The organism is Flavobacterium sp. GNP010 (assembly GCF_056428945.1).
Window position 1 is genome coordinate 1 of record NZ_JBWJVK010000036.1, and the last position, 21,596, is coordinate 21,596.

General features: G+C 34.1%; 15 protein-coding genes. 11 read left to right on the top strand and 4 right to left on the bottom strand.

Going from position 1 to position 21,596, the window contains the following annotated elements:
- Positions 1–208: 208 nt before the first annotated feature.
- A protein-coding gene (gene prfB, locus AC061C_RS13205; protein ID WP_478291557.1) for a peptide chain release factor 2 occupies positions 209–1,304 on the top strand; the annotation gives its coding sequence in 2 pieces (ribosomal slippage) (positions 209–271 and positions 273–1,304; 1,095 coding nt in all).
- Positions 1,305–1,501: 197 nt separating this feature from the next.
- Here prfB and AC061C_RS13210 read toward each other — a convergent pair.
- A complete protein-coding gene (locus tag AC061C_RS13210) occupies positions 1,502–1,942 on the bottom strand; it encodes a tellurite resistance TerB family protein (RefSeq protein WP_478291558.1) in 441 nt (146 codons plus the stop codon).
- A 364-nt stretch (positions 1,943–2,306) separates the two neighbouring features.
- Between AC061C_RS13210 and katG the strand changes: the two genes are divergently transcribed.
- Positions 2,307–4,559: a catalase/peroxidase HPI gene (gene katG / locus AC061C_RS13215; RefSeq protein ID WP_478291559.1), complete on the top strand. Its 2,253-nt coding sequence runs from the start codon at positions 2,307–2,309 to the stop codon at positions 4,557–4,559.
- Positions 4,560–4,988: 429 nt separating this feature from the next.
- Here the strand turns inward: katG and AC061C_RS13220 are convergent, their stop codons facing one another.
- Complete coding sequence (locus AC061C_RS13220; RefSeq protein WP_417978516.1) at positions 4,989–6,569, bottom strand: NADP-dependent glyceraldehyde-3-phosphate dehydrogenase; 1,581 nt, start codon at positions 6,567–6,569, stop codon at positions 4,989–4,991.
- 63 nt (positions 6,570–6,632) lie between these two features.
- On the bottom strand, positions 6,633–6,944 hold the full coding sequence (locus AC061C_RS13225) for a rhodanese-like domain-containing protein (RefSeq protein WP_478291560.1): 312 nt from the start codon (positions 6,942–6,944) through the stop codon (positions 6,633–6,635).
- 299 nt (positions 6,945–7,243) lie between these two features.
- On the opposite strand from AC061C_RS13225, the gene AC061C_RS13230 reads away from it, so the two are divergent.
- The 3 genes from AC061C_RS13230 to AC061C_RS13240 all read left to right on the top strand — a co-directional run bounded on the left by AC061C_RS13230 (position 7,244) and on the right by AC061C_RS13240 (position 10,173).
- Positions 7,244–8,029, top strand: coding sequence for a sulfite exporter TauE/SafE family protein (locus AC061C_RS13230; RefSeq protein ID WP_478291574.1), 786 nt, complete (start codon positions 7,244–7,246; stop codon positions 8,027–8,029).
- A 77-nt stretch (positions 8,030–8,106) separates the two neighbouring features.
- Positions 8,107–9,522, top strand: a complete 1,416-nt coding sequence (locus AC061C_RS13235; RefSeq protein ID WP_478291561.1) for an MBL fold metallo-hydrolase — start codon at positions 8,107–8,109, stop codon at positions 9,520–9,522.
- Between the two features lie 36 nt (positions 9,523–9,558).
- A complete protein-coding gene (locus AC061C_RS13240; RefSeq protein ID WP_478291562.1) occupies positions 9,559–10,173 on the top strand; it encodes a methyltransferase domain-containing protein in 615 nt (204 codons plus the stop codon).
- A gap of 55 nt (positions 10,174–10,228) precedes the next feature.
- On the opposite strand, the gene AC061C_RS13245 is transcribed toward AC061C_RS13240, so the two are convergent.
- Positions 10,229–15,478: a PAS domain S-box protein gene (locus tag AC061C_RS13245; protein WP_478291563.1), complete on the bottom strand. Its 5,250-nt coding sequence runs from the start codon at positions 15,476–15,478 to the stop codon at positions 10,229–10,231.
- A 417-nt stretch (positions 15,479–15,895) separates the two neighbouring features.
- Between AC061C_RS13245 and AC061C_RS13250 the strand changes: the two genes are divergently transcribed.
- The 6 genes from AC061C_RS13250 to AC061C_RS13275 all read left to right on the top strand — a co-directional run bounded on the left by AC061C_RS13250 (position 15,896) and on the right by AC061C_RS13275 (position 21,553).
- A complete protein-coding gene (locus AC061C_RS13250; protein WP_417947020.1) occupies positions 15,896–16,351 on the top strand; it encodes a MarR family winged helix-turn-helix transcriptional regulator in 456 nt (151 codons plus the stop codon).
- 13 nt (positions 16,352–16,364) lie between these two features.
- Complete coding sequence (locus AC061C_RS13255) at positions 16,365–16,997, top strand: NAD(P)H-dependent oxidoreductase (RefSeq protein ID WP_478291564.1); 633 nt, start codon at positions 16,365–16,367, stop codon at positions 16,995–16,997.
- 29 nt (positions 16,998–17,026) lie between these two features.
- The gene (locus AC061C_RS13260) at positions 17,027–17,596 is read left to right on the top strand and encodes a YceI family protein (RefSeq protein WP_478291565.1); all 570 of its coding nucleotides are present in this window, start codon (positions 17,027–17,029) and stop codon (positions 17,594–17,596) included.
- A gap of 321 nt (positions 17,597–17,917) precedes the next feature.
- Entirely contained in the window at positions 17,918–19,186 is a 1,269-nt protein-coding gene (locus AC061C_RS13265; protein ID WP_478291566.1) for a beta-helix domain-containing protein, read from the top strand.
- Between the two features lie 306 nt (positions 19,187–19,492).
- Positions 19,493–20,893, top strand: a complete 1,401-nt coding sequence (locus AC061C_RS13270; protein WP_478291567.1) for an anthranilate synthase component I family protein — start codon at positions 19,493–19,495, stop codon at positions 20,891–20,893.
- 93 nt (positions 20,894–20,986) lie between these two features.
- A complete protein-coding gene (locus AC061C_RS13275) occupies positions 20,987–21,553 on the top strand; it encodes an anthranilate synthase component II (protein WP_478291568.1) in 567 nt (188 codons plus the stop codon).
- Positions 21,554–21,596 lie beyond the last annotated feature (43 nt).

The following is a 21,596-nucleotide window of genomic DNA, read 5'->3' on the forward strand; positions in this document are numbered from 1 at the left end:
CTAATTAAATTTATTTCCATATGTATTTATTATCAGAATGAACAATTTGAAAATTGTCTCTTAGTAAAATTTTTCTATTTTTGTGCCACAAATTTACATAATACCGTTTGTTAATTCAAACTAGTTCAGTTAAAACTAAACTAAATATAGTACACAACGGAATTTTTTATAAATATTGAAAACAGACCTATCAAAATAATATAATTTTATGACAACTACCGAACAAATTAAAGGTATTGTAGAGCGCCTTGGTGCGTTGAGGAGGTATCTTTGACGTTGATGCCAAGCTAATTGAGATTTCAAACGAAGAAGAGAAAACTTTTGCTCCTGATTTTTGGAACAACGCCAAAGAAGCAGAATTGCTGGTGAAAAATCTCCGAAACAAAAAAAAATGGATTGAAGATTATAATAAGGCTGTCGAAATGACGGACGAATTGCAACTCGCCTATGATTTTTATAAAGAAGGAGAACTTACCGCCGAAGAATTAGACGAACAATATTTGCTTACAGCCAATCATATTGAAGCGATTGAATTCAAAAATATGCTCTCGGACGAGGGTGATACTTTGAGTGCTGTTGTACAAATAACCGCTGGGGCTGGTGGAACCGAAAGTTGTGATTGGGCCGAAATGCTCATGCGCATGTACATGATGTGGGGCGAGAAATACGGCTACAAAATCAAAGAACTGAATTTCCAGAAAGGAGAGGCTGCGGGTATAAAAACCGTAACACTCGAATTTGAAGGCGATTATTCTTTTGGTTACTTAAAAGGTGAAAACGGTGTACATCGATTAGTTCGAATATCTCCTTTTGACAGTAATGCCAAGCGTCATACCTCTTTTGCATCGGTTTATGTGTATCCACTAGTAGATGACAGTATCGAAATTGACATCAACCCTGCTGATATCGAGATTACCACTTCGAGATCTAGTGGTGCGGGAGGACAAAATGTAAATAAAGTAGAAACTAAAGTTCAATTGTTTCATAAACCAACCGGAATACAAATACAATGTTCTGAAACACGTTCGCAACAAGATAACAGACAGCGAGCCATGCAAATGTTACGATCTCAGTTGTACGAAATTGAGTTGAAAAAGAAACAAGCACAGCGCGCTGATATCGAAGCGGGCAAAATGAAAATTGAATGGGGATCGCAAATTAGAAATTATGTGATGCAACCCTATAAATTAGTAAAAGACGTAAGAACAGGACATGAAACCAGTAATGTTGATGGTGTTATGAATGGTGAAATTGATGAATTCTTGAAATCTTATCTAATGATGATGGGACAAAAAGAAGAGTAATATTTACAACAAATTACTTGTTGAAAAATACTTTAAAATTTATGGATCATAAGAAAACCTCTTTACCATTCTAAAATGAATGTGTTAAGAGGTTTTTCATTATTAAACAAGTACATCATTCAGAAGAATATTTTATCTATACCGCTTGTAGAATTGATTATAATGAAAATAATGTACTGCGAGCATTTTCTAAAAATTTAAATTCCCTTCACATTCCCTTTATTTTTTAAAAAAATTACTTCAATTATTTTACTAGACATTTTAGAATCAATTTTTAGTAAATTCGAAATTGTTTCAATAAGATTTTTTTCCTCATTCTCTAAAATACCATCAGCCAGCAATACTTCTAAGGCAAGAGCAAAAAGCATATTTTTATCCTCTTCCTGTATTCGTTCGCAGCAAACTGAAATGAAAGTCGAGTGCCCCAATTGTTTTTTTAATTCAGAAGATTTTAAAAAAAGTGGTAAAAGGTCTACTCCAATAAACTTCTGTTTAGAATGGATTATTCTGGTCAGTATTTTTGTTTCATTTGCAGTAATTTGCTTATCTGCTGAAATACAAGAATACAAAATTCCAAACCAAGCTTCAACCTCGTTTGTTACTAAATTATTGGTATTGTTATCATTAACTACATTCATATTGTTTTTTTTTTATAAAATTAGTTCCTAGTCCTTGAAATTTTACTAGCATTTACCAATAAATTATGATTTATAACAAATTATGCATGCTTTTTAATGCGAACAAATTAGTACTTGAAGAGTTAGCCAATACAATATGAACGCATAACAACATAAAAAAAGTTGGGAATACAACACATAAAATTTTATAAATCACATCAATATAAAGAATTAAAAAATTTGACAGTTACGGCATTGAACTAATTAAACTAATCCAAACATCACTAAAATCGATTTTATTCATAGTTTTTATCTATTGAAATAAAAATAGCTATGGATATTTTTTAGTAAATTCGTTTTTAGAAAATACTAAAAATAATCAAATATGGAAAATAACTCAAGACCCACATCCTACAATGTAAATGGCGAAAGCAAGTGCCCGTTTTCTGCCGGAGCAAATGCTCCAAAACAAAGTGAGAGAAATGGTAAGACAAACCGCGACTGGTGGCCAAACCAATTAAAATTGAATATTTTGCGCCAAAACTCATTAGAATCTAATCCAATGGGAGCTCATTTTAATTATGCCGAAGAGTTCAAATCAGTTGATTTAGAAGCATTAAAAAAAGATATTACTGATGTAATCACTACTTCTCAAGACTGGTGGCCCGCTGACTATGGTAGCTATGGACCTTTTTTCATTCGATTAGCGTGGCATAGTGCAGGAACATACCGTATTGCGGATGGTCGCGGAGGAGCTGGTTTCGGAACCCAACGTTTTGCGCCACTTAACAGTTGGCCAGATAACGCAAACTTAGATAAAGCACGTTTATTATTATGGCCAATCAAACAAAAATATGGTAACAAAGTTTCTTGGGCCGATTTAATGGTTCTCGTTGGGAACTGCGCACTTGAATCTGCTGGTTTTAAAACTTTTGGTTTCGCAGGTGGCCGTGTAGATGTTTGGGAGCCTCAAGAAGATATTTATTGGGGACCTGAAAAAGAATGGTTGTCATTAAGCACAGAGCCACATAGCCGTTATTCTGGTGATCGTGAATTAGAAAATCCATTGGCTGCAGTTCAAATGGGATTAATTTATGTAAATCCAGAAGGTCCAGATGGAAATCCTGATCCACTTTTGGCAGCACGAGATATTAGAGAAACATTCGGTCGTATGGCAATGAATGATGAGGAAACTGTTGCCCTAATAGCTGGTGGTCATACCTTAGGAAAAACCCACGGTGCAGCCGATCCTAATAAATACATAGGGTCAGAACCAGCAGGAGCTTCAATCGAAGAACAAAGTCTTGGATGGAAAAACACGTATGGAACTGGAAACGGTGCAGATACAATTACAAGCGGACTTGAAGGTGCTTGGACTACTACCCCAGTAACTTGGAGTAATAATTATTTCGAAAATCTGTTTGATTTTGAATGGGAATTGACTAAAAGTCCAGCTGGAGCACACCAATTCAAACCTGTTGGCAATGCTGGTGCTGGAACCGTTCCTGATGCGCATGACCCAACGAAAACGCATCAACCTTTCATGTTGGTGACTGATTTATCCTTGAGAATAGATCCTGCATATGAGAAAATCTCTAGACACTTTTTAGCCAATCCAGCCGAATTTAATGATGCTTTTGCGAGAGCTTGGTTCAAACTTACACATCGTGATATGGGGCCAAAAGTACGCTATTTAGGTCCTGAAGTTCCTGCTGAAGAATTAATTTGGCAAGATCCTGTTCCAGCAGTTAACCACGCGTTAATTGACGATCAAGATGCTGCACAATTAAAGGCAAGAATTCTTACCTCGGGATTAACAGTGTCTGAATTGGTAAGTACTGCTTGGGCTTCGGCATCTACGTACCGCGGATCTGACAAACGTGGTGGTGCGAACGGTGCTCGTATACGTTTAGAACCTCAAAAAGATTGGAAAGTAAATAATCCTGCGCAATTAGAACGTGTGTTAAGTATTTTAGAAAATATTAAAAATGAGTTCAATAGTGCACAAGCTAGTGGCAAATATGTTTCTATCGCTGACTTGATAGTTTTAGGAGGTAACGCAGGAATTGAAAAAGCAGCTGCAAATGCTGGGCAATTTGTGACTGTTCCTTTTTCTGCAGGACGTACGGATGCATCACAAGAACAAACAGATGTGGAATCATTTGCAGTTCTTGAACCGCAAGCAGATGGATTCCGTAATTATGTAAAAACAAAATATACCGTTTCTGCCGAAGAAATGTTAGTAGACAAGGCACAATTATTAACCTTAACAGCTCCAGAAATGACAGTTCTAGTAGGTGGTATGCGTGTATTGAATACCAACTTTGATCAGTCTCAAAATGGAGTTTTTACCAAACGTACAGAAGCGCTTACGAATGATTTCTTTGTAAACTTACTTGATTTAGGAACAACTTGGAAAGCAGTATCTGAATCTGATGATGCCTTTATAGGAAGCGATCGTATGGCTGGAGGAATCAAATGGGTTGGAACTCGTGTTGACTTAATTTTTGGTTCCAATTCAGAGTTAAGAGCACTCGCTGAGGTATATGGATACAGTACAAGTCAAGAAAAATTTGTGCATGACTTTATTGCTGCATGGACTAAAGTAATGAATCTTGATCGTTTTGATTTAGTATAATTTTAGAATATTGAATTTGTTTTAAAAGGTGATCTGGTAACGGATCTCCTTTTTTGTTTTATAGTTTGATTTTCAGATTAATCAATCTATATAAGTTGCAATTAATTCCTATTTATCATTTTTCCTAATCGCTCAACTGGCAACCATAAAGTGGCACTAATCCTTCCTTTTGGGTGGCTTCGTGCCATTTAATGACATCTGTTAATGTATAGATAATTAACCAAAAAATAATCTATATCGGCAAATCTATATGATTTCATTTTCATTACTTTACGGGAAACCGTAAAACAATGAAAATTATATAATTATAGAAAAAGACTTGTTGCATTACATTATTTTTTGACCATAAAAATGTCGTGATCAAAATTCAAATCCATAAAAAAGCCGTCTCGCAAAAAACGGACGGCTCAATTTTTTAATTAAAAAAAACTATAAAATATAATCGGTATTAATGAAATTTGATTCTTTACTGTTTAACAAGGCTTGTAAAATTTCATTATTGTAGTCGTTATCCTTTGAGGCAACAAAGGTTCTAATGGAAAACGAACGCAAAGCATCATGAATACTTAACGTACCTACAGCAGAATCCTTTCTTCCTGTAAATGGCAGGACATCGGGACCACGTTGACAAGAACTATTTAAATTAACGCGACAAACTAAGTTAATTAGCATATCAATAAGTGGTGCAATGGTTTTAATATCTTTTCCAAACAAACTTACTTGCTGACCGTAATTAGACTCAGCCATATCGTTAAGAGGTTCTTGAATTTCCTTAAAAGGAATAATTGGTACTACAGGTCCAAATTGTTCTTCATGATACACTCTCATTTCCTTGTTTACAGGATATAAAACTGCTGGAAATATGTAGTTAGGAGTGTGCTGTCCTCCTTTTTCATTGATTACTGAAGCACCTTTATTAATGGCATCATCTATCAAATCTTGAATGTATTTCGGTTTTTCCTTTTCAGGTAAAGGAGTCAGAAAAGCTGCTTTATCCCATGGATTTCCAAAAATAAGAGCATCAACTTTGGCTGTAAAACGCTTATTGAATTCCTCTACAATAGATTCATGCACATACAAAACTTTCAAAGCAGTACAACGCTGTCCGTTAAAAGATAGAGATCCAGCTATACATTCTTGAATGGCCAAGTCTAAATCAGCGTCAGGAAGGATGATAGCAGGATTTTTGGCTTCTAAGCCTAATATTAAACGCAATCTATTTTTATTAGGATGTTGATCTTGTAATGCAATTGCTGATTTACTGTTGCCTATGAGAGCTAAAATATCAACTTTTCCCGATTTCATGATAGGTGATGCAACGTCACGACCACGACCATAAACGATATTGATTACTCCTTTTGGAAAACTACTTCTAAAAGCTTCTAACAATGGAGAGAGTAATAAAACTCCATGTTTAGCTGGTTTAAAGATTACTGGATTACCCATTATCAAAGCTGGAATTAGCAATGTAAAAGTTTCATTTAATGGATAATTATAAGGACCTAGACACAATACAACACCAAGTGGACTTCTACGAACCATAGCATTAATTCCTTGTACTTTAGAAAAATGGGCGCTACGTGTATTCAATTCCTTTAAACTGGCAATGGTATCATAAATATATTCTACCGTTCTGTCAAATTCTTTTTCTGAATCGCCTAATGATTTTCCTATTTCCCACATCAATAATTTGACAACATCTTGCCGAGTAGCTTTCATTTGCTTGACAAAATCCTCAACGCATTTTATTCGATCGGTCACTTTCATAGTAGGCCACAATCCCTGACCATTATTAAATGCTGTGCTTGCTGATAGAACGACCTCAGCAGCTTCAGCTTCTCCCATTAATGGAACAGAACCTAATATAGTTGGTGCATATTCTGCTGTAGAAGATATTGTCGAAAAAACTGCTGTGGTTTGACCCGTCCATTTTTTTAACTCACCATCTACTAAATACGTATCTTGATTTAATAAAGTATTAATTTGAAATTCTTCTGGTATAGTATTCATACAAAAATTGATTAAGTATTACATTAGATTTTTAAATAAAAGAAAAGTACAGGTCAAAGTGATTTATGGAGTAACTACTTCTCCCTCCCATTCTAAAATACCTCCAACTAAGTTATAAGCATTTTCAAAACCCAATTCATTCATGATTTCGCAGGCTTTTGCACTTCGCATTCCAGAACGACAGTACACGTAGTAGTTCTTGGTTTTGTCTAATGACTCTATTTCGGTTACAAAACCTTGACCCAAATGAATATCGATATTAATAGCATTGGCTATACTTCCTTCATTAAATTCTCCTTCGGTTCTGACGTCTAGTATGAATGCATTTTCATCTGCTTCAAACTGAGAAACCCAATCTTCTTGTGCTAAATTCATAGTGTTGTTTTTTGTAAAAATACGATGTTTTTGCCTAATAATAAACTCATCAATTGTTAATTAGAGATTATTTATAAGAAAACAATTTCGCAAAACAATAACAATCAATAGTGTAAAATTACAGCTTCTATTTTTGCAGAAAATAGTCCATAAAACCTATAGGAATTATATAAATAAAACATAGATAATGAAGGACTTAAATCATTTTTTTAATGAAAATTTCGCCTATAATTTGATATATTTGAATTACTTTTACGAGTTAGTCGGCAAAAAAATAACCACCCGTTAATTACGTTATGATAGAATATTTAGGTTATTTAGCTTCAATTATTATTGGACTCTCCTTAGGATTAATAGGAGGCGGAGGATCGATACTTACTATTCCTATTCTGGTGTATCTTTTTAAAATAGATCCTGAAACTGCCACGAGTTATTCGCTTTTTATAGTAGGAATTACCGCTTTATTTGGATGTGTAAGCCACTACAAAATGGGAAATCTCAAAATAAAATCGGCAGTATACTTCGCAGTGCCTTCCGTTTTTTCAATATTAATTATTCGGGAAGTCATTTTTCCAAAAATAGCAGCCACACTTTTCTCTATAGCTTCGTACCAAGTTTCTAAAAGTTTTCTAATCATGATTGTTTTTTCAGTCCTTATGATAGCTGCAGCCATTGCAATGATTCGAAAGAAAAAAACGATCTCAAGCCCAACAAAAACAAATTACACACAACTGGGCATAATAGGATTTCTAGTTGGGATAGTAACGGGATTTCTGGGCGCAGGTGGTGGATTTTTAATCATTCCTGCTTTATTGTTTTTTGCAAATTTACCCATGAAACAAGCCGTTGGCACCTCATTGTTGATCATCTTTATAAATTCCAGTATTGGTTTTGGCGGTGATTTGTACATTGGCACCCCTATTAATTATTCGATTCTACTAGTTATTTCGGGTATGGCCTTTATCGGAATGCTGATTGGCATCCAACTTTCAAAAAAAATAGATGGAGCAAAACTAAAACCAATCTTTGGTTGGTTCGTATTAGTAATGGGTATGTACATCATTACAAAGGAAATTTTCTTTTAATAAAATCTTAAAGTAACATTTATCACTCTTTATCCTAAAAAACAGAAGTACCTTTGTGTTATAAATAAAATACTATCATGAAAATTGAACAAATATATACAGGATGTTTAGCGCAAGGTGCCTACTACATTACTTCAAATGGTGAAGCAGCTATTATTGATCCATTACGTGAAACCCAACCATATCTAGAGCGATTAAAAAGAGATTCGGTACAACTAAAATACATCTTCGAAACCCATTTCCATGCTGATTTTGTTTCTGGACACGTTGATTTAAGCCGAGAAACCGGTGCGCCTATTGTTTTTGGTCCAAATGCTATTTGCGAATTTGACTGTATTACTGCAACAGATGGGCAGGAATTTACCATTGGAAACATCAAAATAAAAGTATTGCATACTCCGGGACACACGATGGAAAGTTCCACTTATTTGCTAATTGACGAAAACGGAAAAGATCATGCCATTTTCTCTGGGGACACCTTGTTCATAGGTGATGTAGGAAGACCAGATTTAGCACAAAAAGCAGCACACATGACACAAGAACAATTAGCTGGAATTTTATTTCATTCCTTACGTGACAAAGTAATGACCCTGGCAGATGATGTTATTGTTTATCCAGCACATGGTGCAGGAAGTGCTTGTGGTAAAAATATGAGTAAGGAAACCGTATCAACTATTGGAAATCAAAAAGCAACAAATTATGCCTTGCGAGCTGACATGAACGAAGCCGAATTTATTCAAGAAGTAACCGATGGTTTGTTGCCTCCTCCAGCCTACTTTGGTATGAATGTGGCGATGAATAAAAAAGGGTACGACAGTTTTGAAAACGTCCTGCATTTAGGGATGCGGGCTTTGGCTGTAGTAGAATTTGAAGTGGCTGCAGAAGAAACAGGTGCTTTGATTTTGGATACAAGAAAAAACGGAGTATTTGCTAAAGGATTTATTCCTCAATCCATTAATATTGGTATCGATGGTGATTTTGCGCCATGGGTGGGTGCTTTAATTGCCAATGTAAAACAACCCATTTTAATAGTTTGTGAATTGGGACAAGAGGAAGAAACCGTTACACGATTGAGTCGTGTGGGTTTTGATAACTTAATTGGTCATTTAGCAGGAGGTTTTGATGCTTGGGCAAAAGCTGGAAAAGAGTTTGATACCGTAAATAGAATTTCAGCAGAGCAATTTGCAACAGATGTGAAAATTGGCGAAAGCAAAATAATCGATATTCGCAAAGAAACAGAGTATAGCGCAGAACACATTGAGGATTCTTACAGCAAACCACTCGCCGCAATCAACGACTGGGTGAAAGACATCAATCCGAAAGAACATTTTTATTTACACTGCGCTGGAGGGTATCGCAGCATGATTGCCGCTTCCATTCTAGAGGTAAGAGGTTTTAGAAACTTTACGGAAATTGAAGGTGGTTTCAATGCTATTGCAAAAACAAATGTTCCAAAAACAGATTTTGTTTGTCAAAGTAAAGTTTTGAAATAACAGTAATTTCAATAGTCGTTTCAAAAAAATCAAATTATGGAGGATAAAAAATGTTGTGTAGTTTCCAGCGATATAACACTTGACGCATCGTATTGGGAATCGCAATACGAAGCCAAAAAAACCGGATGGGATTTAGGCACAGTATCGCCACCTATAAAAGCATACATAGATAACCTTTCAAAACAAAACGCCCGTATTTTAATTCCGGGTTGTGGTAACAGTTATGAAGCTGAATATCTTATAAAAAAAGGATTTACCAACATTACGGTAATTGACATCGCACCTACACTAGTGGCTGTTTTACAAGAAAAGTTCAAAAATAAACCTGAAATTCAAGTGATTCTTGGAGACTTTTTTGAGCATCAAGGAGAATATGATTTAATTCTAGAGCAAACTTTTTTCTGTGCTTTACCTCCAACTATACGACAAAAATACGTACTAAAAATGCACCAACTTTTGGCAAAAGACGGAATTCTAGCAGGCGTATTGTTTGATCGTTATTTTGAATCTGGACCTCCTTTTGGCGGAAGCCAAACCGAATACAACCTACTTTTTAAAGAGGCATTTGATAGCCTTAAAATGGAAACTGCACACAATTCTATTGCACCAAGAGCAAACTCTGAATTGTTTTTCGAACTACAGAAAAAGTGAAAATGTTATTCAATTATTTACAAGCTGTGAGTTTTATACTTTTCAATAAAGAGTATTACTCTTTTTGCAACCATTTATAGAGTACTTTTTCTAGATCAGATTGAATTATCGGTTTTGGCAAATAATCATCCATACCTGCTTCAAAACACTTTTCTTTATCCCCAACCATAATTCCTGCAGTAATGGCAATTATAGGAATATCCTTTGCATCTTGAAACTGTCTTATCTCATCGGTAGCTTCATAACCATTTTTATTTGGCATCTGTATGTCCATCAAAATCACATCTGGCTTTTCTTTGCTATAAACATCAACTGCTTCATTACCGTCCTTCGCTTCAAAAATAGTACAATTAGAAATAATTCTTTTGATAAGAGTTTTAGCTAAAAGCATATTAATTTTATTGTCTTCGACTAATAATACTTTGATATCAGTCAAAATATTCTCGGCATCCGTTGTGTTGCCTAGAGGTGTTTGAGTAGATGGAATACTTGCCTTTTTTTTAGGATTCGACTTTTTGACTTTTATTATAAAGTAGAAATCACTTCCGTCACCATATTTGCTGATGAGCTGTAATTTACTATCCATTAATGCCAACAACTGGTTTGAAATGGATAGTCCCAATCCCGTACCACCAAATTTTCTATTTGTAGAATTATCCTCTTGAACAAAAGAGTTGAATATTTTTTCGTTGTTGTCTACTTTTATTCCAATTCCAGTATCTTTTACAGAAAATTTTATGGTTGCCTCATTTTTATCTAAAGGACCAACGGCATCGACATCCAAGCGTATTTCTCCGAAATGGGTGAATTTTATCGCATTACTCAATAAATTCATTAGTATTTGTTTCAATCGAACAGAGTCGGCCTGAATATATTGCGGAATAGTACTATCTATATTTAAAGTTAATGTTATATTTTTTTTGTTGGCCTGAAATTTAAACAAATTAATAACCTGATTGGTTAATTTGTAGAGGTTTACTTTTTCAATATCCAACTCTAATTTACCTGATTCAATCTTGGAGAAATCTAAAACATCGTTTACAATTTCCATCAATGAAGTCGCTGATTCATTGATGGTAGTCATGTATTCTGCTTGATCTTTTTTAAGATTAGACTTCATCAACAAATGAGTAAAGCCAATAATCCCGTTTAATGGAGTACGTATTTCATGACTCATATTTGCTAGAAAATCTGTCTTAGCTTTATTTGCAGATTCTGCTAATTCTTTGGATTTTAGCAATTCCATTTCTAACACTTTTTGCTCTGTAATGTCTAAAAAACTAATTATAATTTCATTAATTTTTCCCTTAGAATCAAGATCTGGATACCCATTAACTAACAACCAAATCGTATGATTGGTTTTAGAATGACTAACACCCATAACGAAATTTTTTAGTGGTTCTTTAGTGGCACTAATCAAACTCACTGGATAATTTTCAAACGGCATTAAAGTACTATCCTCATTCCAGCAGGTCCAAACCGGATCGTATGCTATTCGACCTTTCAACTGATCGCCATCTAGTCCTAATAATTCACAGGCTTTTTGATTGTAGTCAATGATCGAGGTATCAACGGCATGAACTAAAATACCAGCATCTAAGTTGTTCAATAGACCGCGGTATCGCTCTTCACTTTTAAATAAGGCTAAGTCTGCTTGTTTGGCTTTAGTGATATCACGAGATAAGCAAATAAAATGCAGAACATCATCTTGGCTATCCAGCATAGGAGCTATAGAAAGTTCAAACCAATGTATTCCTGTTGCAAGTTGCAATGCATACTGTCGACCCCCAGAAAATCCCTTGAGAGCGGCGTCTTCTATTGCTGCCAAAATAATACTTGAAACTTCTTCTGGTAAGATCTCGGAAAATTTTTTTCCTATAAAAAATTCTGGTGGCATTGTTAAAAGATCAGTGCTTCGAGAGTGATAATTATAAATTTTACCAGTTATATCTAACTCAAACAACAAATCAGGCATGGCACCAAGAATGGCTTCCATCTTTTTATGCATTTTTATAAACTCCTCGTTTATTCTTTTTCGCTCTGTAATGTCTCTTACTATAGCTACAATTCGCCCATCGGCGATCATTTTTGCAGTTACTTCTGTAATTATGGTAGATCCATTTTTATCTATCATAATCCGTTCGAGCAATGTTTGATCTCCGTCCAGCAATTCTTTGTACATTATAGGTCGTCTAGAAAGCTCATCTTCTTGATACAAATCTCTAACATTCATTGTGCAGAGTTCCATCTTGGTATAGTCCAACATTTTGCAGGCACTTTCATTTACGTCTAGAAAATCTCCATTAATATCATTTATAAAAATGGCATCAGAGGCTTGCTCAATGAGGCTTCTATATTTTTCTTCACTATTAAATAATTGATTTTTAATATTTTTTAGTTCAGTTATCTCGATCATTGCACCATTTAAACGAACTGCCTTACCTGTTTCATCTCTAGAGATGACACCTCTGTCGTAAAATATCCCGTACGTTCCATCCGCTTTTAGAAAACGAAATTCATCCGTCCAAAAACTAGAAGTTCCAGCATAAGAATCCTCTAGATTTTGAATTACTCTATTCCGATCATCAGGGTGCAACTTAGACCGCCATATAAGACTATTGTTTTCCCCACTTGGTAAAATACTCCCAAAACCTAAAAGATCAACAAAAGCTTGGTTGTTCCAACTTTCGCCGGTGATTAAATTCACTTCAAATACCGCATCATTAGTGGCTGCCGAAATCATTTCAAATCTTTCGTTGGCAATTTTAATTTTTTCTTCTGCTTTTTTTAGGTCAGAAAGATCCAGACCCATTCCTAAAAGACATTTTTTTCCGTCGTATTCAAAGGCGTGAGAATTTACATAATAAGGGATTTTATTTTTATTTTTAGTAAACAATTCTACCTCAATTCCAGGTGACTTTACCTCAAATACAGTTTTTAACCGTTCTCTTATAATCTCTTTAAAATCAGTGTCATAAAAATCAACCGCTTCCATTTGAGCAATTTCTTCGGCACTAAACCCGCTAACTCTTTCGAAATTTTTATTCCATTTTACAAAATGTCCAGCGGCATCATAGAGATAAAATACTCCTGGAAGATTATTGATTATCGTTTCTGATAACCGCTTTTCTCTCAAAATAGTTGCTTCCGCAATTTTACGATCCGTTATATCTGTAATGGTACCAATGTATCCTACAATCTCATTTTTAGTGTTTCGTTCCGGTATTGCTTGACCCATCACCCAAGCTACAGAGCCGTCTGGGCGAACAAAACGATATTCTGAATATGAAGTAACTTGATTTCGTGACGCTTGCTCCCAACCGTCTACTAGTCCTATTTTATCATCTTCATGGACTGCTTTAAACCAACCATTCCCTAAAGCTTCTTCAAATGATAAGCCCGAAATTTGAGACCAATAGGAATTTACATAAGTGGTACTTCCTGCTGCATCAGTTCTAAAAATACCAACGGGACATACTTCGGTTAAAGTGTGAAAGCGCCGCTCGCTTTCAACAAGTGTATCTTCAGCTTTTTGGCGGAGGTTTTCTTTTTCTAAAATTTCAAGTGCAAAACCTACATCGTTAGTTGCCTCAACTAATAATGTAATTTCTTCATTATCAAAAAAATCTTTTTCAGAAGAATAAAAAGTAAAAATTCCAATGACTTTATCGAATTTTTTTATTGGAACCGTCATTAAAGATCTGTAGTCTCTTGCTAATGCTTCCTCTTTCCAAGGCAGCATTATTGGATCGTTTTCAATATCATTACAAACGACATGTTTTTTGTTTTTTATAGCTGTAGCACCAGGACCTCTTCCTTGTGGTGTACTATCATCTGTGGTAATGGTTTTGATATTGGTAAGATAGCCTTGATTTTCTCCGGTAAACATTATAGGCTCAACATTTTTAGTTTTTTCATTGACAATACCAAACCAAGACATCTTAAATTTTCCAACTTCAACAGCAATAGAGCAAGCCTCTCTAAATAAACTTTCTTGATCCGTAACACGAACAATCATTTGATTCATTTGACTAATAAAGGAGTACAGACGATTTGCTTTAATAATTTTCGCTTCTGCTTTTTTCTTTTCGGTAACGTCCTTGACGAATCCTAAAAATCTAGAATCAGAAAGTTGAACCATATCGACAAAACAAAATATTTCTGATCCATTTTTATGAATGATTTTAATCTCACTTCGCAATCCACTTGTTTCCCTCAAAGACTGAAAATTTTGTAGTGTACTTGAAGTATAATCAGATGCAGATAAATCGCCAAACTTCATGCGCAACAATTCTTGCTCTGAATAACCCGTTAGGTCACAAGCCGCTTGATTTACCTCAACGTAATTTCGATCTTGGTCAAATACAAAAACTCCGTCTGGCGCATTTTCAATGTATTGTTTGAACTTGGTTTCGCTTTTTTGCTCAATAACTAGTAACTTATATTTCAGTGCAGCATTTTCTGTATCAATAATTTCTTGTTCTATTCTTTTTTTATCTGAAATGTCCTGCGTATTGCCTTGCAAGGCATAAACGTTCCCCTCTGTATCAATTAAAGGTTTAACGATAGCGTGCAACCATTTAGAGCTCTTACTTGATAAAATGACTTTTTGAATAACTTCAAACCCTTGTTTATCGCTAATGGCTTGGTACACTTTATTCAGAAACGAATTAGAATCTTCTTTTGAAAAAATGTGTAAAAATTCTTGATATAAGTTTTGCTGAGGTTTAGCTTCAAGTTCATAAATTGAATAAAGCTCTTTTGACCAAATCATTTTATTGTTGCTCAAATCAATTTCCCAGCTACCCAGCTTTGCTATTTTTTGTGCATCGTTTAGTAATTTTTCGCTTGCTAGTAAATTTTCCTGAGTTTCCCTTATTTCAGTGATATCTCTTCCTATTGCATAAATAAATTGTCCTGTTACATCTACATTAGTTGTCCACTGTATTACAATAATTTCACCAGTTTTTTTTAAAAATCTATTTTCAAAATTTACCGAGGTAATCCTTTTTGACAACCTTTCGATTTCTAAACTAGTTTTATTTACATCTTCAGGATGAAGAAATGAAATCACCAAATTACTAAGCAATTCCTTTTCAGTGTATCCTAATTTTTTTATAAATGCTGGATTTATTTCTTTGAAATAGCCATCAGTGCCAGAGATACATAGCAAATCTTGAGATTCTTTAATATAGAATTCAAAATTGGTTAAGGTATTTCTCTTTTTATCTAAACGAATTATTTCTGATTCTAGCTCTTTTACTTTAAGAAGTAGAGCGTCATAAGATATCTTGGCTTTATCCATACTGTTGATATTCAAATAAGTTTTAAATATAATAAATAATACTTACAAATGAAAAAAGATTTGTTGTTATAAAAGCACTAAAAGACTTTCAATACTATCTTTTTAACACGAATCACTTCCCAGGATTTTATTATTTTATATAACTATTCAAGATATTTAATAATTTCAAAAAATCATTCCTAGAAAAAAATGAATATATATATCACTCCTAATTAAAGACAAATTAAAAAATATGTTTCGGCTTAGTTTTTGCAAATAGTAAATCAATAGTTAAAATATGAATTTAAACTGCTAAAACATACAATAACAATTGTTTATGCTTTAACAGAATTTATTTAACAAAAAAATAATACACATTTGTATATACAATTATAAAATGTGTTACATTTGTATCGACAAATGACGTAATACCTAATTATGAAAATTGAAGAAATCTTAAAATCAACTGTACCAATGGATAACTCCAAAAAAGTTATCTTAAACATTATGTACACCCAAAGTGTCATTACAGAGAATTTTAATGATGTCCTTAAACCTTACGAAATTTCAGGAGAACAGTACAATGTACTGCGAATATTAAGAGGACAAAAAGGCAATCCCGCAAACATGTGCGTCATACAAGAACGAATGTTAGCCAAAACCAGTAATACGACACGATTAGTCGATAAATTATTACTTAAAGAGTATGTCACTCGAAAAGTTTGCCCAGAAAATAGGCGAAAGATTGAAGTGTTAATCACACAAAAAGGACTGGATGTTTTAGCGGTATTAGATCCTAAGGTGATTGCTCACGAACAGTTCTTTTCAAAAAATTTACATACCGACGAAATCATTCAATTGAACCAATTATTAGAAAAATTTAGAAATCAATAAAAATCAAATACACATGAACGCATTTTTAGAAAATCAAAACTGGAGATATGCTACGAAAAAATTCGATGCTACAAAAAAAATAACAGCTGAAGATTTAGATATTTTGAAAGAGGCAATCCGCTTGAGTTCATCCTCTTATGGCTTGCAACCATACAAAGTAATCCTTGTTGAAAATCCTGAATTAAGAGCAAAAATACAGCCATCAGCTTGGGGACAATCCCAAATTGTTGAGGCATCACACTTAATCGTTTTTGCAAATGAAATTAATTTTGGTACAACAGGAATTGATGATTACATCAAAAACGCAAGCGAAACAAGAGCAATTCCAGCTGAAAGCCTACAAGGTTATGCTGATTTTATGAAAGCTAATATTACAGCGCTTTCTGAGGACAATCGTAATAACTGGACGGCGAAACAAACCTATTTAGCTTTAGGAAATTTACTTAACGCTGCTGCAGAACTAAAAATAGATGTAACTCCAATGGAAGGTTTTGTACCTGCAGAAGTAAATGAAATTTTAGGACTTGAAGCATTAGGCTTAAACGCCACATTGATTGCCACACTTGGTTATAGACATGAAGATGATGCAACGCAGTACTACAAAAAAGTTAGAAAATCAAACGAAGACTTATTCATCACATTATAATTAGTAATCCAATTCAAACACAAAAACACATGAAAAATTTAAAATCAATTGCTCTAGCATTAGCCGTAGTTTTATCTACCGTTTCCGTAAGCGCTCAAACTAAAAAAGTAGACGCTTCAAAAAGTACCATCAACTGGGTTGGGAAAAAAGTAACAGGATCTCATGAAGGTACAATTAATCTTAAAGATGGTGCCTTAGTATTCAAAGGAAAAAAATTAGTAGGTGGTACATTCGAAGTAGATATGACATCGATGACCGTTACTGACTTAAAAGCAGGTCAAGGAAAAGAAAAATTGGAAGGTCACTTGAAAGCAGATGACTTTTTTGGAACAGATAAATTTGCTACAGCAAGTTTAGTTTTCAAAAAAATAGTGACAAAAACACCAAATGTATATACCGTAACTGGAGACTTAACTATCAAAGGAATCACTAAACCTGTAACTTTTGATTTGGCTACTACTGCAAACACAGCAACTACAAATGTTGTAATTGATAGAACTAAATTTGATATCAAATACGGATCAGGAAGTTTCTTTGACAGCCTAGGTGATAAAGCAATCAATGATGATTTTACTTTAGCTGTGGCCTTGAAATTCTAATTGTAATTTAAAATACAACTCACAAGCCTATCAATTTCTTGATAGGCTTTTTTTTATATTAATTCCTAAAAAAAGGACGATAACTTTGTATTAATTAGATCTAAAAATAGGAATATAATACAACTACTATTTCACTTTATATACAAAAATAATCGAATTAGCACAATCATTAAACTATAATGGCACAAACATAACATCAGTAGGGTATTCGTAATAAACTCATAATATTAGGTAGAAAGTAACTTAACAGTTCGCATGTACTTTTGATAAAAAGAAATTTCTAAATCGAAAATAAGAATTCAACCTTCAAAAATGAATATCATGAAATTAAAACTGACTTTACTTTTAGTACTTTCTTATGCATGTATAAATGCGCAACAACTCAAAGGAATTATAGGACAAGACAACTGGACTAACAATTGGACAAATTTTAAGCCCGCAACTACAGAGTACAATGAGGCCACAACCATACTTACAGGAATAATAAGTAGTGACATGGTTTTGAAACGCACAAATACCTATGTAATGATAGGTGTGGTATATGTTACTAATAAAGCTACACTAACAATTGAGGCAGGAACCGTAATAAGAGGTGATAAACAAACCTGTGGAACCCTCGTAATTACTAAAGGCTCTAAAATTATGGCCGAAGGCAATGAAACAGCACCTATTATTTTTACTTCAAATAGCGTCGCTTTATCAAGAAAACCAGGCGATTGGGGTGGAATTGTTATTCTTGGCGATGCTCCTATTAATAAAATTGGCGGTATTGCTTTTTTAGACTTTAATTTAAATCCAGAAGTTAGCTATTATGGTGGTGCAAATGAAGAGGATAATTCAGGAATCTTAAAATTTGTTCGTATTGAATATTCTGGCAGAAAACTTAAAGAACAAAAAGAACTTAATGGTTTGTCGCTTGCTGGTGTGGGGAATAAAACCACACTTGAAAATATACAAATTAGTTTTTCTAACGACGATTCTTTTGAATGTTATGGTGGTAAAACAACTTTAAGCAACATTATATCCTACAGATCAACTGATGATGATTTTGATTTTACCCAAGGAGCACAAGCTAAAATTTCTAATAGTATTGCCATTAGAGATCCATTTTCATCTGATGTTGCAGGTTCAAGATGCTTTGAAATAGACAATTATGATAAAATAGAAAACTGCGATGTTACTAAAAAAGCAACTTCGATCACCGCCAATAACATTACCCTTCTCAATACGCAAGAAAACAATCAAGGACTTGTAAAAGAGGCTATTTACATTAAAGACAAATGCTTTTTGATACTTAATAATAGCGTGATACATGGCTTTTCTGCAGTTGCCATTTTAGATTCAAAGATAGGATACATCAGTGAAAATCTTAATCGAGTTAGTTTTAGAGGCGTAGTAGCTAATAATTGCACCGCAAAAATAATTAGTGAAGTGCCCGAGAACAACGTTGAAATTGCAAATTGGTACAGCAATGCATCTTATGGTTTAGAATACATTACTATTCCAGCATTAGACTTTTTCAATCAACCATCGTTAAAAAAAGCACCCGATTTTCGTTTAAAATCTTACACTAGTTTAGCCAGTAAGTAATTAATCTTAACTTTAATGCTCCCAGAAGCACAACTTTTACATTTATAACAAATTATAGCGTAAAATTTATTAAATTTTATTTTAAAAAGTTTATTAATTGAATTTTCATTTATATATTTGCAACAACAAAATAAACAATGAACACAATTTTAAACAATACTTGGTGGTGGAACAATTTACGTCAGTCGTCGTGAACTAAGCTCCTATAGTATCATTTAAACTATAAATATAAAAGGCTTGTCATCACGACAAGCCTTTTTTTTTTGCATGTACTTATTCGTAAAACCAACATTAAAAAAATAGCAATTGAAATCATTTACATTACATACCCATTACAAACAAATCCTAGCTGATACGATCACTCCAGTGAGTGTGTATTTCAAGATTCGGGATAAATTCCCAAATAGTCTGTTGCTCGAAAGCAGTGATTATCATGGCAATGACAACAGTTTCTCGTATATCTGTTGCAATCCCATTGCTTCTATCAAAATTGAAAATGAAATAGTTTATAAAACATTTCCTGATGGAACCAATGAAAAAATTATCATTGACGGGACAACTGATATTCCAGCTTTGATTCAAGAATTTTCAGAACAATTTAAATCCGAGAAAAACAAATTCAAATTCATCAACAATGGTTTGTTTGGTTATATCTCCTATGATGCCGTTCGCTATTTTGAGAAAGTAACTATCGCTAAAAAAGAAAACAGCAACACCATTCCTGATGTGTATTATGCTGTATACCAAAATATCATTGCCATCAATCATTTCAAAAACGAAGCGTATATTTTTTGCCACAGCTTAGATGGTAAAAATAACATTTCAGAAATCGAGCAATTATTACAATCTAGAAATATAGCTTCTTACAAATTTTCGAAAGAAGGGGAAGGATTTTCTAATTTAACAGATGAAGAATTTAAACATAATGTGGCTTTAGCCAAAAAACATTGTTTTCGTGGTGATGTATTTCAATTGGTTTTATCACGAAGGTTTACCCAAAGCTTTAAAGGAGACGAATTTAATGTGTACCGTGCGTTGCGAAGCATCAATCCATCGCCTTATTTATTCTTTTTTGATTATGGTGATTTCAAAATATTTGGCTCTTCGCCAGAAGCGCAAATTATTGTCAAAGATCGTAAGGCTGAAATTCACCCCATAGCAGGAACTTTCAAGCGAACGGGTGACGATGAAAAAGATGCTGATCTTGCTAAACAATTATCCGAAGACCAGAAAGAAAATAGTGAACATGTTATGCTGGTTGACTTAGCCCGAAATGATTTAAGCCGCAACGGACATGATGTACAAGTAGAAAAATATAGAGAAGTACAATTCTTTTCGCATGTGATTCACTTGGTTTCAAAAGTAACGGGCTATTTACATGAAAAAGCTACAACCATGCAAGTTGTTGCTGATACCTTTCCAGCAGGAACTTTGAGTGGCGCACCAAAACACAGAGCCATGCAATTGATTGAGGAATACGAAAAAACCAATCGTAATTTTTATGGTGGAGCAATTGGTTTCATGGATTTTGAAGGTAACTTTAACCATGCTATAATGATCCGAACTTTCCTGAGCAAAAACCACCAATTGCATTGTCAAGCTGGAGCCGGAATAGTCGCTGGTTCTGATGAAGAAAATGAAATGCAAGAAGTGTATAACAAACTAAGGGCGTTAAATGCAGCGTTGGATTTAGCAGAGGAAATTTAAAATAATTTAAAGATTTAATAATTTAAGAATTTAAAGATTGTCTAAATGCGAAATTTTTCAATCTTTAAATCTTTCAATTTTTCAATAATAAAAATGAAAAAAATACTAGTCATAGATAATTACGATAGTTTCACGTATAATTTGGTGCATTACCTAGAGGATTTGAATTGTGAAGTTACCGTTTACAGGAACGACGAATTCGAAATTGATGAAATAGCCCATTTTGATAAAATACTACTTTCTCCAGGTCCTGGAATTCCAGAAGAAGCGGGCTTACTAAAAGAAGTCATAAAAAAATATGGTCCTACTAAGAGTATTTTTGGTGTTTGCTTAGGACAACAAGCCATTGGCGAAGTCTATGGCGGGACACTTTCTAATCTCGACAAAGTGTATCACGGGGTTTCCTCATTGGTAAAAACAGCGGTAAACGATGAGCATTTATTTGAAGGACTAGGTAGTGAATTTGAAGTCGGGCGTTATCACTCTTGGGTTGTTGACACCAACTTGCCTGATGTATTAGAAGCGACTTCATTTGATGAAAACGGACAAGTAATGTCCTTACGTCATAAAACATACGATGTGCGCGGCGTACAGTTTCATCCTGAAAGTGTATTAACACCAAATGGAAAAAAAATATTAGAAAATTGGGTGAAAAATTAGTCATAAAGTCCAATGTTATAATGTCGAAAGACTTTAAGACTTT